Raw genomic sequence first — 15,329 nt, forward strand, 5'->3', positions numbered from 1 at the left:
TCGTCTCGGTTATTGAGGCGGCAAATACTTCAGCGGATCGACAGGTTTACCCTGCCGGCGAACCTCGAAATGCAGCATCACGCGGTCGGCATCGCTGTTACCCATCTCGGCGATCTTCTGCCCCTTCGTTACCGCGTCCCCCTCTTTTACCATCAAAGCGCGATTGTGTGCATACGCCGTGAGGTAAGTTGCATCGTGTTTGATGATAATGAGGTTGCCGTAACCACGCAGGCCATTGCCGGAGTAAACGACCCGGCCGTCCGCTGCCGCCTTCACGGTCTCGCCGGCCGTGCCGCCGATATTGACGCCCTTGTTCTTCGCGTCGTCGAACCCGTTCAGCACGGGCCCGCGCGCGGGCCACGCGAACGTCACGGGGCCGCTCGGGGCAGCCGCCGTATCGCTCGACCCGGTTGCCGCAGCCGGCGGCGTGGCGGCAAGTGCCGACGACGTGCCGGCGGCCGGCGTTGCCGGACCGCTGCTCAGCGGCGCGGTCGCCACCGCGGCACCCGCGATCGGCGCGGTAGCCGGTGCGCCCGCAACCGCAGCGCCGCCCGGCGGCGCCACGCGCAGCAACTGGTCGACTTCGATCTGGTTCGGGTTCGCCAGATTGTTCCACGTCGCGATGTCGCGATAGTTCTGCCCGTTCTCGAGCGCAATCCGGTACAGCGTGTCGCCCGGCTTCACACGGTAGAAGCCGGGGGGCGGCGGGCCGAGCGGCACCGCGGGCTGCGCGGCGGCGGTCGTGCCGAGCGAGCCGGAGCGATCGACGACGGGCGCGTTGTCGAGCCGCGTCGCACAGGCGGCCAGTAGCGTGGAGAACGCAGCCACACAGATCGCGCGCTGGGCGAGCGTGAGCGGTTCCCTGGATCGGTTGTTTTGCATCGCGCGCAACATACTCATCGGTTTCAAATCACTCCGGATTTTAAAGGGACAAAGAAAACGCGATCAAGCCGGGACTCTCGCCATTGCGCGTGCGCGACGCGCTCGACGAGCGTGAGCACCTGATGCTGCCCACTTTGCGCGCCGACCGGCGCGACGAGCCGCCCGCCGATCGCGAGCTGCTCGAGCAGCGCCTGTGGCACGTCGAGCCCAGCCGCCGCGATCACGATCGCGTCGAACGGGGCTGCGGACGGCAGACCGACACGCCCGTCGCCGTAGTGCAGACGGATGTTCGGCACGCGCAGCGGCCGCAGGTTCAGCTTCGCGCGCTCATAAAGCGGCTTGATGCGTTCAATCGAATACACGTCGCGTGCCACGTGGCTCAGCACGGCGGCCTGATAGCCGCAGCCCGTGCCGATCTCGAGCACGCGCTCGAGTGTGCGGCCGGCCATCGCGAGCTCGATCATGCGCGCGACAACCGACGGCTTGGAAATGGTTTGCTGGTGGCCGATCGGCAACGCCGAATCCTCGTAGGCCTGCGTCGCGAGCCCCGGATCCACGAACAGGTGGCGCGGCACCGCGGCCATCGCGTCCAGCACGCGCGCGTCGGTCACGCCGTTCGCGCGCAGGCGTTCGACCATCCGCTCGCGCACGCGTTCCGACGTGAGCGCGAACGCGCCGGCCGGCGCGACGCTCGGCGCAGCCGGTTTCGGCATCGCGGGCTTCAGCGCAGTCGGCTTCGGTGCCGTCGCGGGCTTCGCCGTGGCGGGACCGGGCAACGGCGAGCGCGCGGCAACGGGCTTCACCGCAACCGGTTTCAGCACGGCAGCCGGCTTGTCGGCAGCCTTCGACACCGCGACCGCCGCATGGCGTTCACCGGCCCGACCTTCCGATTTGCGTGGCGCTCGCTTGAGATCTTCGAGCGCGAGCGGGAACCGCTTCGCGCGCTCGCCGCTCATGAAGCCCGCCCTCCGGCGCGCGCCCATTCGCGCGTCGCGGGCAGCATCTGCGTATGCGTGAGGTCGAGCTGCAGCGGCGTGATCGACACGAAACCGTTTGCGACGGCGTGGAAATCGGTGCCGTCGCTCGCGTCCAGCGCCGCGCCCGCTGCGCCGATCCAGTAGATCGGTTCGCCGCGCGGGTCGGTCTGGCGAATCACCGGCTGCGACGGATGACGCTTGCCGAGACGCGTGACCTTCCAGCCCTTCAGCTCGTCGTACGGCAGGTTCGGAATATTGACGTTCAGCAGCGGGTTGCCCGCCAGCGGATGCGCGAGGTAGTGCTCGACGATCTCCGCGGCGACGCGCGCGGCGTCCGCCAGATGGGCCCAGCCCTTGTCGGCCAGCGAGAATGCGATGGCCGGCACGCCGAACATGATGCCTTCGGTGGCGGCTGCAACTGTCCCTGAATAGAGCGTGTCTTCGCCCATGTTCTGGCCGTTGTTGATCCCGGAAACGACGAGATCCGGCCGCGCATCGGCCATCCCCGTCAGCGCGACGTGCACCGAATCGGTCGGCGTGCCGTTCACGTAGAAGAAACCCGTACCCGCTGCGCGCTGCACCGACAGCGGCCGCGACAACGTGAGGGAATTCGACGCGCCGCTGCAGTTCTGCTCGGGCGCGATCACAGTGAGTTCGGCCACCGGCCGCAGCGCTTCGCTGAGCGCGGCGAGACCGGGGGCGAGATAGCCGTCGTCGTTGCTGAGTAGGATTCGCATCCGGCGATTGTAACCGAGGAAAGATGGCGCGAGAGCGACAGTCCGGCGGCCGCGAAAGGACGGGTGCGCGCATGCGCGCACGGTGCGCCGCCGCATGGCGCAGCGGCTTTCCGCCTGCTCGGGAAAACGCGGGGCCGCCCCGGGTTTTCCGCCTCGAAGGAAGTCCCGCCGGGGACCTGGCGCGAAGCAACAGCGCCCCGGGCTTCCCCTAGATCGCGCCCGCTTCTCGCAGTGCGGCAATCGCCTGCGCGTCGTAACCGAGGCCGCGCAGCACTTCGTCCGTGTGCTCGCCGAGTTCGGGCCCGAGCCAGCGCGTTTCGCCCGGCGTGTCCGACAGCTTCGGCGTGATGTTCGGCAGCGGGATGTCGGTGCCGTCGGCCAGCTTGAAACGCTGGATCATCTGGCGCGCGACGAACTGCGGATCGGTGAACATGTCGGCGGCGCTGTAGATGCGCCCGGCCGGCACGTCGGCCGCGTTGAGCACGACGAGCGCCTCGTCGATCGTGCGCGGCGCGAGCCATGCGGCGATCGCGTCGTCGATCTCCTGCGTGCGCGGCACGCGCCCGTCGTTTTGCGCGAGCGCGGGATCGTCGGCCAGGTCGTCGCGCTCGATCGCCTTCATCAGCCGCTTGAAGATCGGATCGCTGTTGCCGCCGATCACGATGCTGCCGTCGCGGCACGCGTAGGTATTCGACGGCACGATGCCCGGCAGCGACGCGCCGGTGCGCTCGCGCACCATCCCGTACACTCCGTATTCGGGCACCACGCTTTCCATCATGTTGAAGACGGCTTCATACAGGGCAACGTCGACCACCTGCCCCGCGCCGCCGTTGACCTTGCGGTGATGGAGCGCCATCAGCGCGCCGATCACGCCGTGCAGCGCGGCGATCGAATCGCCGATCGAGATGCCGATGCGCGGCGGCGGCAGATCGGGGTAGCCGGTGATGTGACGCAGCCCGCCCATCGATTCGGCAATCGCGCCGAAGCCGGGCCGGTCGCGATACGGGCCCGTCTGTCCGTAGCCGGACAGACGCACCATCACGAGGCCCGGATTGTCGGCGGACAGCACGTCGTAGCCGAGCCCGAGTTTTTCGAGCAGCCCCGGACGGAAGTTCTCGATCACGATGTCGGCCTCGCTCGCGAGCTGCCGCGCGATCGCCTTGCCGGCATCGGCTTTCAGGTTGAGCGTGACCGATTTCTTGTTGCGCGCCTGGACGGACCACCACAGCGACGTGCCGCCCTGCTCCGGGTGGAGCTTGCGCCACTTGCGCAGCGGGTCGCCGCCGTTCGGATCCTCGATCTTGATCACTTCCGCGCCGAATTCGGCGAACAGCCGCGACGCGAACGGCCCCGCGATCAGCGTTCCGAATTCGAGCACTTTGACGCCCGCGAGCGGGCCCTGGCTGGTGCTCATGTGTCTCCCTGGCATGAGGAACGGCGCCGCCGGCAGGCGGCGCCCGGCTTACATCGTGCGGCGATCGAGCATTGCACGGGCGATGGTGCCCGCGTCGACGTACTCGAGCTCGCCGCCCACCGGCACGCCGCGCGCGAGGCGCGTGACCGCAAGGCCGCGTGCCTTCAGCGTCTGGCCGAGGTAATGCGCGGTGGCTTCGCCTTCGTTCGTGAAGTTGGTCGCGAGCACGACCTCCTTGACGATGCCGTCGGACGCACGCCGCACGAGGCGGTCGAAATGGATTTCCTTCGGGCCGATTCCGTCGAGCGGGCTCAGCCGCCCCATCAGCACGAAATACAGCCCGCGGTACGTCATCGTCTGCTCGAGCATGATCTGGTCGGCAGGCGTTTCGACGACGCACAGCAGCGTCGGATCACGCTCCTCGTCGCTGCAGACCTCGCAGATTTGCGCTTCGGTGAACGTGTTGCACTTCTCGCAGTGCTGCAGGTGCTCGGTCGCGAACAACAGCGACCGGCCGAGCCGTTCCGCGCCTTCGCGGTCGTGCTGCATCAGGTGGACCGCCATGCGCTGTGCGGATTTCGGCCCGACGCCGGGCAGCACACGCAACGCTTCGACGAGAGCAGACAGGGCGGACGGCTGTTTCATACGGCAGCAGACAGTGGCAAGGACGTTACGCTCAGAACGGCAGCTTGAAGCCCGGGGGCAGCGGCAGGCCCGACGTCATGCCGCTCATCTTTTCCTGCGACGTCGCTTCGGCCTTGCGCACCGCGTCGTTGAACGCAGCGGCGACGAGATCCTCGAGCATGTCCTTGTCGTCCGCGAGCAGGCTCGGGTCGATCGCGACGCGGCGCACTTCGTTGCGGCACGTCATCGTCACCTTGACGAGGCCGGCACCCGACTGCCCTTCGACTTCGATCAGCGCAAGCTGCTCCTGCATCTTCTTCATGTTTTCCTGCATTTGCTGCGCTTGCTTCATCAGTCCGGCGAGGTTGCCTTTCAACATGGGAATACTCCTTCTTGATCGTGTGAAAACCGGCACGCGGCGCGTGCCGGTCAATGTGTGCGGGCGTGATTGTGCCTGTCCCGGGGCGGTCAGTTCAATGCAGCGTCGGCGGCACGCCGTCCGGCGCCGAATCGGCGAGCGGACGCACCGAGCCTTCGACGATGCGCGCACCGAAGTCGCGCACGAGCTGCTGGACGAACGGATCGCCGTGAATCTCCTGCTCGGCTTCGCGCTGGCGAGCCGCGCGCGCGGCCGCATCGAGCGCCGCCGCGGTACGCCGTGCGGGCCCGACCTCGACGGTCACCTCGACCGGCTTGCCGAGGGCATCGGCCAGTGCAGCCTTCAGCTTCGTCACCTGCGCGGCGTCCGCATACTGCGGCACCGGCACGGACAGTTTCAACGCGGTCGCGTCGACAGCCGTCAGTTCGCTGTTGAACGCGAGCTGGTACGCGACACCCTTCAGCGGCAACTGCGCGGCCAGCGCCGGCCATTCACCGTCGAAGCCGATCGGGTCGAGCGCGATCGCGGGCGGCAACGGGCGCGCGTCGACCGGCGCAGCCGGACGCGCTTCCGCAGGCTTCGGCGTCACGCGGACATCGTCGGGCCCGCTGTCGAATACCGGCACGAAGCCGTCGTCCGGCGCGCCGAACATCTCGTCGGCGCTGAGCGGCACGTAGTCGTCGGGCGGGATGTCTTCCCACGGCGGCGACGCCTGGCGCGAATCGGCTGCTTGCGGCGCACGGGCGGCAGCACGCGGCGTCGGCACCGGCACGGCGGGGCGCGGCGCAGCCGGTTTCTCGGCGGCCGGCGCGGCAGCCGGTTTCGGCACGGCGCTCGCGCGCCCGCGGTCGGACGACACGCGCATCCCCGCATTGCGCAACACGTCGAGCGCGGCGGCGGCGCCGCCTGCACGCGACGCCGGGCGGGCGGCAGGTTCGGGCGGTGCAGCGCGCTGCACCGGCTCGGCTGATACGGCCGGTTCGTCGTTTCGCTGCGCGACGACAGCAGCGGCAGTCGCAGGCGGCTCGGGTTCCTTGCGGACGGGCGGCGGCAAGTCGCCTGCCGGTGCCGCTTGCGGCGCCTGAGGCACCGCATCCGCTTCCGGTTGCGGCGTTTCGATAACGGGTGCATCGACCGGGGCCGGCGCGGCTGCCTGGACAGGTGCCGGCTTCGCGACCGGCAGGCCTGCGTCATCGCCGGACTGCGCCGGTGCAGAACGCGCAACCGGCACAACCGGCACTGCAGCCTGCGGACGCGCTGCCTCGACCGGCGCAGCCGATACCGGCTTCGCCGCGGCAGCCGACGCCACGGCCGTACGCGGGGCCGGCACGGCACGCGGCACGGACGGCTGCCCGCCCGGCGCACTGCCGGCAGCGACGGCCGGCTCGAACGCGAGCATCCGCAGCAGCGTCATCGTGAAACCGGCGTACTCGTCCGGCGCCAGGCCGAGCTCGGCGCGCCCGACCGTCGCGATCTGATAGAACAACTGAACCTGTTCGGGGCTCAAAGTCTCCGCGAAGCGGCGCAGGTCGGCCGCTTCCGGCCACTCGTCGAGCACCGAACCCGGCGCGAACTGGGCCCATGCGATTCGGTGCAGCAGGCTCGCGAGATCCTGCAGCGCGGTCGAGAACGACAGGCTGCGCAGCGACATTTCGTCGGCGATCGCGAGGATTTCGGGGCCGCCGCCGGCCGCGAGCGCGTCGAGCAGGCGCACCATGTAAGTCTGGTCGAGCGCGCCGAGCATGCCCGACACGGCCGATTCGGTCACTTCGTTCGCCGAATAGGCGATCGCCTGGTCGGTGAGCGACAGCGCATCGCGCATGCTGCCCTGCGCGGCACGCGCGAGCAGGCGCAACGCCTGCGGCTCGAACGTGATCTGCTCTTCGCCGAGGATCCGCTCCAGATGCGACACGATGTGCCCGGCCGGCATCTGCTTCAGGTTGAACTGCAGGCAGCGCGACAGCACGGTGACGGGAATTTTCTGCGGATCGGTCGTCGCGAGGATGAACTTGACGTGCGGCGGCGGCTCCTCGAGCGTCTTCAGCATCGCGTTGAACGCGTGGTTCGTCAGCATGTGCACTTCGTCGATCATGTAGACCTTGAAGCGCGCATCGACGGGCGCGTACACCGCGCGCTCGAGCAGCGCGGCCATCTCGTCGACACCGCGGTTGCTCGCGGCATCCATTTCGACGTAATCGACGAAACGGCCCTCGTCGATCTCGCGGCAGGCGCGGCACACGCCGCACGGCTGCGACGTGACGCCGGTTTCACAGTTGAGCGCCTTGGCGAAGATCCGCGACAGCGTCGTCTTGCCGACACCGCGGGTTCCGGTAAACAGATAGGCGTGATGGAGACGCCCGCCGTCGAGCGCGTGCGTGAGCGCCCTGACGACGTGCTCCTGGCCGACGAGCGAAGCGAAATCCTTCGGACGCCACTTGCGTGCGAGAACTTGATAGGTCATCGGGAAATTGTATCAGTAACGCTGCGTCGCGCCGACACGTGAAACGGTGCGGAACACGGGCAAAGTGCGGGGTCGAACGGAGTGCGATGCAGAAATAAAAAACGCCCTGCGAACGGGGCGAGAAGGAAGGTGACGAGCCCAACCCTCGGCACTGGCGGAAAACGATTGTGGCTGCTTCGTTCCCGACCTGACCAGGTTCACCGCCCCACCATGCGAGGAGGCCCGTCACGGCATATTCTATCACCGCTTCCGGACGAATGCGACCGTTTGTTCGCATCAATGCGAATATCGCCGGGCAAACCGGCATGCCATCCGTTCGCACGACGCGCATGCGTGCCCGCCCCTTGTAATTTGCAGGCCAGCCTCCACTTGCATGGCACAACGGTCGAACGTCGCGTCGTACCCCTACTCGCGTAGCGGCTACTATCGCCGCCCGCAGCAGATAGCAATTTAGGCTAATATGACGCCCGAACGACCCGCGAGCCGCGGCATGCAGCGCCTACGCCCCTCCTTTCCGGAGCGCGGCGTGACCTGCCGCAGCGGCCGGCAGCCTACGGCGGCCGGTACGCCGCAACGCGCAAGCAGGCAGTCCCCGAACCGTAAGAGGTATTGACCCAATGAGCGAACAGATCAAACACATCAGCGACGCATCGTTCGAACAGGACGTCGTCAAGTCCGACAAGCCCGTGCTCGTCGATTTCTGGGCCGAATGGTGCGGCCCGTGCAAGATGATCGCCCCGATCCTCGACGAAGTCGCGAAAGACTACGGCGACAAGCTGCAGATCGCGAAGATCAACGTCGACGACAACCAGGCTACGCCTGCGAAGTTCGGCGTGCGCGGCATCCCGACGCTGATCCTGTTCAAGAACGGCGCGGCCGCCGCGCAGAAGGTCGGCGCGCTGTCGAAGTCGCAGCTCACCGCATTCCTGGACAGCCACCTGTAATACCGGCAGTTCCACGGACGTGTTGTCAGCCGGCAACACGTCCGTCGTCCAGCCGCCGATCGCTCGCTCAAGCGCGAATCGGCCTATGCTAGAATTAAAAAACGTCGACAAGACGCATTTAAGTCTCTGAGCGCTTCCGCTCGCCCTCCTCCCTTATTTTCTTTCGTCGCATCTCCTCCCTGGCGGGTTCTCCGTATGCATTTATCCGAGCTCAAGTCTCTGCACGTCTCCGAACTGATCGAAATGGCCAATGGCCTGGAGATCGAAAACGCGAACCGCCTGCGCAAGCAGGAGTTGATGTTTGCCATTCTTAAAAAGCGCGCCAAGACGGGAGAGACGATCTTCGGCGACGGTACGCTCGAAGTGCTTCCGGACGGTTTCGGTTTCCTGCGTTCGCCGGAAATGTCGTACCTCGCGAGCACCGACGACATCTATATCAGCCCGTCGCAGATCCGCCGCTTCAACCTGCACACCGGCGACACCATCGAAGGTGAAGTCCGCACGCCGAAGGACGGCGAGCGCTACTTCGCGCTGGTGAAGGTCGACAAAGTCAACGGGCAGCCGCCCGAGGCCTCGAAACACAAGATCATGTTCGAGAACCTCACGCCGCTGCACCCGAACAAGCCGCTGTCGCTCGAACGCGAAATGCGCGGCGAAGAGAACGTCACGGGCCGCATCATCGACATGATCGCGCCGATCGGCAAGGGCCAGCGCGGCCTGCTCGTCGCATCGCCGAAGTCGGGCAAGACCGTGATGCTCCAGCACATCGCGCACGCGATCAAGCAGAACCACCCGGACGTGATCCTGTTCGTGCTGCTGATCGACGAACGCCCTGAAGAAGTGACCGAAATGCAGCGCTCGGTCGCCGGCGAAGTGATCGCCTCGACGTTCGACGAACCGGCCACGCGCCACGTCCAGGTCGCCGAAATGGTGATCGAGAAGGCCAAGCGCCTCGTCGAAATGAAGCACGACGTCGTGATTCTGCTCGACTCGATCACGCGTCTCGCGCGTGCGTACAACACCGTGATCCCGGCATCGGGCAAGGTGCTGACGGGTGGTGTCGACGCGAACGCACTGCAGCGTCCGAAGCGCTTCTTCGGCGCAGCGCGCAACATCGAGGAAGGCGGGTCGCTGACGATCATCGGCACCGCGCTGATCGAAACCGGCAGCCGCATGGACGACGTGATCTACGAAGAGTTCAAGGGCACCGGCAACATGGAAGTGCACCTCGAGCGCCGTCTCGCTGAAAAGCGCGTCTATCCGTCGATCAACCTGAACAAGTCGGGCACGCGCCGCGAAGAAATGCTGATCAAGCCCGAGATCCTCCAGAAGATCTGGGTGCTGCGCAAGTTCATCCACGACATGGACGAAGTCGAGGCCATGGAATTCCTGCTCGACAAGATCCGCCAGACGAAGAGCAACTCCGAGTTCTTCGACCTGATGCGCCGCGGCGGCTGATCGCCCCCGCCCCGCAAAACGGCCGCCCGCGCAGCTTGCCCGGCGGCCGTTTTTCCATCCCAACATGAACGTGAACGTACAGGTTGATCTATAATCGTGCCATCACCCCAACCCAACCCACGCCTCCCGATGCCGAACGACGCCACCACCCCGCTGCTGACCGTGAGCGACGCCGCGTCGCGGCTCGGCGTCACGCCGCGCACGCTGAAGTATTACGAAGAGCGCGGGCTCGTCACGCCGTCGCGCAGCGAGGGCCGCTACCGCCTCTACGACGAAGCCGACCTCGAGCGCTTCGCGCGCGTCCTGCGGCTACGCGCGCTCGGCTTCTCGCTGCATGGCATCGCCGAAATGCTGAAGCGCCCGCTGGAAGAAACGGGCGACGGCCGGCGCCGCTATTCGGACGCGTCGTTGCGCGACATCCGCACCAGCCTCGCCGAACAGATCGACACGCTCGACCGGCGAATCGCGGCCGTCCAGCGCGAACTGAAGGAAGCCGTCGCACTGCGCAAGGAACTGCAGCACGACGTCGACTACGTCGAGCGGCGCCTCGCCGGCGAAAACCCCGATGCGCTGATCGCTCAGCGGCAGGCCGAAGCCGGCGCGCGGCGCGCGCGCAAGGATCGCGAATGAACACGGTGCCCGGTCGCCCGCCGCTGTGGAGCCGCGCGAACCTGCGCGCGGACCTGTTCCCGTGGGCGCTCGCACTCGTCACCGGCATCGACTACTTCGACAACGCGGTCTTCTCGTTCTTCGCAAGCTACATCGCGGGCGGCATCAACGCGTCGCCCGACGAACTCGTGTGGTCGTCGAGCGCGTATGCGGTCACGGCCGTGCTGGGCATCCTGCAGCAGCAATGGTGGGTCGACCGGCTCGGCCATCGCCGCTACGTCGCCGGCTGCATGCTGATGTTCTCGTTCGGCGCGATCGCGGCCGCGCTCGCCGATACATCGCTGCAACTCGCGTTCGCGCGCGGTTTCCAGGGGTATTTCATCGGCCCGATGATGGGCGCGTGCCGGATCCTGATCCAGATCAGCTTCAAGCCGCAGGCGCGGCCGCCCGCGACGCGCGCGTTCCTGATCATGATCCTGCTCGGCAGCGCGCTCGCGCCGCTCGTCGGCGGGCTGCTCGTCGCGCATTCGACGTGGCGTGCACTGTTCGCGTGCACAGCGCCGGCCGGCATTGCGTTCGCGGTCCTCGCGCTGCTCACGCTGCCCGATTCGGGCCGGACGCCCGACGACGCACGCGGCTCCGGGCACTTCTGGCCGTACGTCGTGTTCGCGCTCGCGCAAGGCGCGCTGCAGATCGTGATGCAGCAGGTGCATTACCAGCTCTACAGCGGCTCGCCGATGCTGATCGCGCTGACGATCGCGGGAATCGGCGCGCTCGCATGGTTCGCGTATCACCAGTGGAACCACCCGACGCCGCTCGTGCGGCTGCATGCGTTTCGCGAGCGGACCTTCCAGGTCGGGCTGCTGCTTTACATGTTCTATTACTACGAGACGACGGGTTTCAGTTACCTGACGTCGCGCTTTCTCGAAGGCGGGCTCGGCTATCCGGTCGAGAACGCCGGGCGCCTGGTGGGCACGATGTCGCTGATCTCGGCCACCGCGCTGTTCGCGTACCTGCGTTATGCGAAGCTCGTCACGCACAAGAAGTGGTTCGTCGTGCCCGGGTTCGCGATCGCCGTCACGGCGGCGCTGTGGATGACGCGCATGACGCCGCAGGTCGGCGAAGCCGCACTGATCGTCCCGCTGCTGCTGCGCGGGCTGCTGCTGCTCTTCATCGTGCTGCCGGTCGCCAACCTCACGTTCCGGATCTTCGCGATCGACGAATACACGCACGGCTACCGGCTGAAGAACATCGTGCGGCAACTGACGATCTCGTTCGCGACGTCGTCGGTGATCATCGTCGAGCAGCACCGCGTGGCCGTGCACCAGACGCGGCTCGTCGAGCGCGCGAACGTGTTCGACCCGCTGTTCCAGCAGACCGTCGACGCGCTGACGCGCAGCTACGCCGCGGCCGGCCACGCGCTGAACGAGGCGCACGCCCTCGCGATCGCCTCGATTGCGCGGATGGTCGCGCAACAGGCGTCGTTCCTCGCGTCGCTCGACGGCTTTTACTTCCTGGCGGGCGTCGCGCTCGTCGGCGGCGTCTTCGCAGCATGGCAAAAAGAGATCGATTGAGTTAAAAGACAGGCTTTGGATCATCGTCCGCCGCTTCCATGCTCTCGAAACTCACCCGCTGGTTCGACGACCGCCGCCGCGACCGCGCGCTGCGCAGCCACCCGATCTCCGACACGCTGTGGCACGACACGGTCGAGCGCCTGCCGTTCCTCGCGGCGCTGCCGCCCGACGCGCTGGGCCGGCTGCGTGAGCTGACGAGCCTGTTTCTCGCGAAGAAGTCGTTCTCGACCGCGCACGGGCTCGAACTGACCGACGAAATGATCGTCGCGATCGGCGCGCAGGCCTGCCTGCCCGTGCTGAATCTCGACCTGTCGCTGTACGACGGCTGGGTCGGCGTCGTCGTGTATCCGGGCGAATTCGTGATCCGCAAGACCGTGCAGGACGAGGACGGCGTCGTCCACGAAGTCGAGCAGGACGCGAGCGGCGAGGCCTGGGAAGGCGGCCCGGTGATCCTGTCGTGGGAAGACGCGCAGATGACGGACGGCCGGGACGCGTACAACGTCGTGATCCACGAATTCGCGCACAAGATCGACATGGTCAACGGCGCGGCCGATGGCTATCCGCCCCTGTTTCGCCGCTGGCACGCGCCGCACCTCGATGCGCAGGCGTGGGCCGACGTGTTCGAACATGCGTACGACCAGTTCTGCGCACGCGTCGACGCGGTGCCGGACCGTGCGTGGGCGCGCTTCGAGCGGGACTCGCTGATCGATCCCTATGCGGCCGACCACCCGTCGGAATTCTTCGCGGTGTGCAGCGAAGCGCTGTTCGTGCGGCCGAAAGCGTTCGAGTCCGAATTTCCGGAGCTGTACCGGCTGCTCGCGCGTTACTACCGGCAGGATCCGGCCGGCACCGGCGCGCTCGACGCCCCCTGAAAATTATTCGTCAACCATCTGATTTTCTGGCATAATCGCCGTTTTTCGACCTTAGGCAAGTGGCTCGCGCCGGGCTTGGCGTCGTCTGGTATTGCGCAATGTGCGCAGGCCGGCACGGCAAGCGGCGGGTTGGCTACCGCTCTCACCAAGGAAAGACCATGAAAGAAGGCATCCACCCGAATTACCGCGAAGTCGTCTTCCAAGACATGTCGAACGGCTTCAAGTTCATCACGCGCTCGACGATCCAGACGCGCGAAAACATCGAACTCGACGGCAAGACCTACCCGCTCGCCAAGATCGAAGTGTCGTCGGAATCGCACTCGTTCTACACGGGTCAGCAAAAGATCATGGACACGGCAGGCCGTGTCGAGAAGTTCAAGAACAAGTTCGGCGTCCGCGCCAACGGCAAGGCGAAGTAAGCTTCGCATCGTATCCGGTGGCTGTAACGCACCGGTACCGCACAAAAAGGGCAGCCCAGGCTGCCCTTTTTTGTCTCTGCTCGCCCGGAAACGGCCGGCCGGCGTCCGGGCATCGATCTGACGCGTCATCGCCGGCGCGTCTACAATGCCGGATGCTCGAAACCGGCCCGTCCGCGCACGACCGCGCCGGACGCCCGCCCATAACAAAACGCTCATCTGCATGAAGCCTGTCGTCCGTCTCACCGCCTCCGCCACGCGCGCGCTACCGCGCTGGCTGCTGCTCACGCTCTGCCTCGTCTACGCGGCGTTCGGCCTGTTCGGCCGCGACCCGTGGAAAAACGAGGACGCGGCGGGCTTCGGCGTGATGTGGACGATGGCCAAGGGCGGCTGGCACGACTGGCTGCTGCCGAACCTGGTCGGCAAGTTCATCACGACCGACGGGCCGCTCGGCTACTGGCTCGGCGCGCTGTCGATCCGCGGCCTCGGCCCGTGGGTCGATGCGAGCAACGCGTCGCGCGTCGATACGGGCGTGCTGTTCTGCGTCGCGTGCGCATTCGTCTGGTACGCGGCCTACCTGCTCGGCCGGCGTGCCGAGGTCCAGCCGTTCAAATACGCATTCGGCGGCGAACCCGAACCGCGCGACTACGGCCGCACGCTCGCCGACGGCGCGCTGCTGGTGCTGGTCGCATGCTTCGGCCTCGCGGAACGCGGCCATGAAACGACGCCGCAGCTCGCACAGTTCGCGTGGATCGCGATGCTCGTCTACGGGATCGTGCGCGGCATCGACAAGCCGCTGCAGGGCGCGCTGTGGTGGGGCGTCGCGATCGGCCTCGTCGGGCTGTCCGGCAACCCCGTGCTGGTCGTCGCGCTGCTCGCCGGCACGGCCGCGCTGTGGCTCGTCACGCCCGAGATGCGTAACCTGCGCCTGCCGCTGATCGGCGTGCCGCTCGCGGCCGCGATCTTCGCGCTGTGGCCGCTCGCCGCGTTCGTCGCGGCGCCCGACGACGCCGCGTGGTTCTTCAACCAGTGGATCCACGGCAGCCTGATGCGCTTTTCGGGCCCGCCGACGGCCGTGCTCGGCTACGCGGCGAAGAACCTGCCGCTGTTCACGTGGCCCGCGTGGCCGCTCGCGATCTGGGCCTGGTGGAGCTGGGCCGGCATGCGTCGCCGCGCGCACATCGCAATTCCGCTGTCGGTTGCCGTGCCGCTGGTCGCTCTCGTGATCCTGCAGAGCCAGCAGTCGAACCGCATGTACATGCTGCTGATGCCGCCGCTCGCGGTGCTCGCGACGTTCGCGCTGCCGACCCTCAAGCGCGGCGCGATCAACGCGATCGACTGGTTCGCGGTGCTGAGCTTCACGATCCTCGGCACCTTCGTGTGGCTCGTGTGGCTCGCCTCGCTCACCGGCTTCCCGCATCCGCTCGCACGCAACCTCGCGCGCCTCGTGCCCGGCTACGAACCGCATTTCAAGATCCTGTCGTTCATCTGCGCGGTGATCGTCACGGTGTGCTGGTGCTTTCTCGTGCGCTGGCGCATCTCGCGACAACCGAAGGTACTGTGGCGCAGCGTCGTGCTGTCCGGCGCCGGTACCACGCTGATGTGGGTGCTGCTGATGACGCTGTGGCTGCCGATCGTCAACTACGGCCGGACCTATCGCGATGTCGCGCAACAGATCGCCGTCCACCTGCCGTCCGACTACGAGTGCATCTCGCCCGTGCGGCTCGGCGATGCACAGATTGCGACCTTCGCGTATTTCGGCAACATGCACTTCGATTTCTCCGGCGACTGCGACGTGATCCTGCGCCAGGACCGCGCCGACTTCGGCGAGCCGAGCGCGATGTCGCAATACGTGTGGCGTCTCGTGTGGGAAGGCCGCCGCGTCGCCGACCGCGACGAGCGCTTCCGCCTGTACGAACGCATCGAACGGCCGAAGACGCCCGTCAAGAAGCGCCCGCCGCGCCGCCAGGCGGCCGATTGAC

At 66.9% G+C, this 15,329-nt stretch carries 14 protein-coding genes and 1 other RNA gene; 7 read left to right on the forward strand and 8 right to left on the reverse strand.

Going from position 1 to position 15,329, the window contains the following annotated elements:
• Window positions 1-9: 9 nt before the first annotated feature.
• From OHZ10_RS09760 to ffs, 8 genes are all read right to left on the reverse strand, one after another.
• Window positions 10-900 carry a peptidoglycan DD-metalloendopeptidase family protein gene (locus OHZ10_RS09760; RefSeq protein ID WP_174994122.1) on the reverse strand — a complete coding sequence of 297 codons (891 nt, stop codon included), beginning with the start codon at window positions 898-900 and terminating at the stop codon, window positions 10-12.
• Between the two features lie 5 nt (window positions 901-905).
• Entirely contained in the window at window positions 906-1,838 is a 933-nt protein-coding gene (locus OHZ10_RS09765) for a protein-L-isoaspartate(D-aspartate) O-methyltransferase (protein ID WP_059236724.1), read from the reverse strand.
• Window positions 1,835-2,596: a 5'/3'-nucleotidase SurE gene (gene surE, locus OHZ10_RS09770; RefSeq protein ID WP_174994124.1), complete on the reverse strand. Its 762-nt coding sequence runs from the start codon at window positions 2,594-2,596 to the stop codon at window positions 1,835-1,837. The genes OHZ10_RS09765 and surE overlap by 4 nt, the downstream gene beginning before the upstream one ends.
• 208 nt (window positions 2,597-2,804) lie before the next feature.
• On the reverse strand, window positions 2,805-4,010 hold the full coding sequence (locus OHZ10_RS09775) for a CaiB/BaiF CoA transferase family protein (RefSeq protein ID WP_006496407.1): 1,206 nt from the start codon (window positions 4,008-4,010) through the stop codon (window positions 2,805-2,807).
• Window positions 4,011-4,058: 48 nt separating this feature from the next.
• Window positions 4,059-4,655 carry a recombination mediator RecR gene (gene recR / locus OHZ10_RS09780; protein WP_034181272.1) on the reverse strand — a complete coding sequence of 199 codons (597 nt, stop codon included), beginning with the start codon at window positions 4,653-4,655 and terminating at the stop codon, window positions 4,059-4,061.
• Window positions 4,656-4,686: 31 nt separating this feature from the next.
• The gene (locus tag OHZ10_RS09785; protein ID WP_014896896.1) at window positions 4,687-5,013 is read right to left on the reverse strand and encodes a YbaB/EbfC family nucleoid-associated protein; all 327 of its coding nucleotides are present in this window, start codon (window positions 5,011-5,013) and stop codon (window positions 4,687-4,689) included.
• A 94-nt stretch (window positions 5,014-5,107) separates the two neighbouring features.
• Window positions 5,108-7,474, reverse strand: coding sequence for a DNA polymerase III subunit gamma/tau (locus OHZ10_RS09790; protein WP_342702260.1), 2,367 nt, complete (start codon window positions 7,472-7,474; stop codon window positions 5,108-5,110).
• A 128-nt stretch (window positions 7,475-7,602) separates the two neighbouring features.
• Window positions 7,603-7,701: signal recognition particle sRNA small type (ffs, locus tag OHZ10_RS09795), an RNA gene on the reverse strand.
• Between the two features lie 390 nt (window positions 7,702-8,091).
• On the opposite strand from ffs, the gene trxA reads away from it, so the two are divergent.
• The 7 genes from trxA to OHZ10_RS09830 all read left to right on the forward strand — a co-directional run bounded on the left by trxA (window position 8,092) and on the right by OHZ10_RS09830 (window position 15,328).
• The gene (gene trxA / locus OHZ10_RS09800) at window positions 8,092-8,418 is read left to right on the forward strand and encodes a thioredoxin TrxA (RefSeq protein WP_006402348.1); all 327 of its coding nucleotides are present in this window, start codon (window positions 8,092-8,094) and stop codon (window positions 8,416-8,418) included.
• 195 nt (window positions 8,419-8,613) lie between these two features.
• The gene (gene rho / locus OHZ10_RS09805) at window positions 8,614-9,876 is read left to right on the forward strand and encodes a transcription termination factor Rho (protein WP_006478662.1); all 1,263 of its coding nucleotides are present in this window, start codon (window positions 8,614-8,616) and stop codon (window positions 9,874-9,876) included.
• 129 nt (window positions 9,877-10,005) lie between these two features.
• A complete protein-coding gene (locus tag OHZ10_RS09810) occupies window positions 10,006-10,506 on the forward strand; it encodes a MerR family transcriptional regulator (protein ID WP_059234002.1) in 501 nt (166 codons plus the stop codon).
• Complete coding sequence (locus OHZ10_RS09815) at window positions 10,503-12,059, forward strand: MFS transporter (RefSeq protein WP_174994127.1); 1,557 nt, start codon at window positions 10,503-10,505, stop codon at window positions 12,057-12,059. The genes OHZ10_RS09810 and OHZ10_RS09815 overlap by 4 nt, the downstream gene beginning before the upstream one ends.
• A gap of 38 nt (window positions 12,060-12,097) precedes the next feature.
• Window positions 12,098-12,931: a zinc-dependent peptidase gene (locus OHZ10_RS09820; protein WP_059234000.1), complete on the forward strand. Its 834-nt coding sequence runs from the start codon at window positions 12,098-12,100 to the stop codon at window positions 12,929-12,931.
• Window positions 12,932-13,089: 158 nt separating this feature from the next.
• On the forward strand, window positions 13,090-13,350 hold the full coding sequence (locus tag OHZ10_RS09825; protein WP_059233999.1) for a type B 50S ribosomal protein L31: 261 nt from the start codon (window positions 13,090-13,092) through the stop codon (window positions 13,348-13,350).
• Between the two features lie 145 nt (window positions 13,351-13,495).
• Window positions 13,496-15,328, forward strand: coding sequence for an ArnT family glycosyltransferase (locus OHZ10_RS09830; protein WP_155627131.1), 1,833 nt, complete (start codon window positions 13,496-13,498; stop codon window positions 15,326-15,328).
• Window position 15,329 lies beyond the last annotated feature (1 nt).

It is taken from the genome of Burkholderia arboris, assembly GCF_038723655.1.
Taxonomy (GTDB): domain Bacteria; phylum Pseudomonadota; class Gammaproteobacteria; order Burkholderiales; family Burkholderiaceae; genus Burkholderia; species Burkholderia arboris.